The 911-nt window shown below is 37.2% G+C and carries 1 protein-coding gene and 1 pseudogene; both read left to right on the forward strand.

Translation table 11 applies throughout. The annotated features are described in order from the left end of the window. Positions 1-434: pseudogene (locus ACFIK8_RS10415) on the forward strand (threonine synthase); the annotation flags it as partial. A 58-nt stretch (positions 435-492) separates the two neighbouring features. Then, a partial coding sequence (locus ACFIK8_RS10420) for a M16 family metallopeptidase (protein ID WP_375669384.1) occupies positions 493-911 on the forward strand: 419 nt, incomplete at its 3' end.

Raw genomic sequence — 911 nt, forward strand, 5'->3', positions numbered from 1 at the left:
ATGAAATTCGCAATGCAATGGAAAATTTGCAAAAATCAAGACATTTTAATCTTGATGAAAAACACTTCAAAAGTATTTCCCCCCTGTTTTCTGCCGGAAAAAGTAGTATAGTTGAACCAGCGCAAATAATTGATAACATTTATCAAGAAAGCGGCTATTTCGCTGATCCACGTACAGCTGCTGCCCTTAAGAGTAACTCGGGAAAACAAAAAAAACATATTCCAATGATCGTCCTTGCGACTGCTCATCCTACCAAATTTCCTGATGCAATCAAAAATCCCTGTGGAATTGATACTCCATTGCCATCTTGAAACGATTTTATGGAACGCGAAAAATGCTTCATAGGTCTTGCTAATGATGAAAAAATAGTAAAAGATTACATTTCTTTAAAATTGCTGCATCTTATTAAGGTTAGCTGCATTAATTCAAATTAAAAATATTCCAATACTTTTATAATGAGGTATTTGGCTTGTTTAACGGAGTCGTAAACACATGGGTGTAGATATCAGTCGCCTAAGTAATGGTTTGACTATCGCCACACATACAATGCAACAAATTGACAGTGTAGCGCTCGGAATATGGGTTAAAGTCGGTTCACGCAATGAAACCTTCTCGCAACATGGCATCGCTCATCTTCTTGAACATATGGCCTTCAAAGGAACGGAAAACCGTACAGCCTTTCAGATTGCAACTGATATTGAAGATGTCGGTGGTGAAATCAATGCCACCACAAGTACGGAAACAACTGCCTATTTTGCACGCGTACTCAAAAATGATATCCCGCTTGCCATTGATATTTTAGCCGATATTTTGATGTATTCAAAATTTGATGAAGATGAATTAGAACGGGAAAAACAAGTGGTTTTTCAAGAAATTGGTGCCGCTCGTGATATACCTGATGATATTGTTTT

This window comes from Bartonella sp. MR168JLCBS (assembly GCF_042194175.1).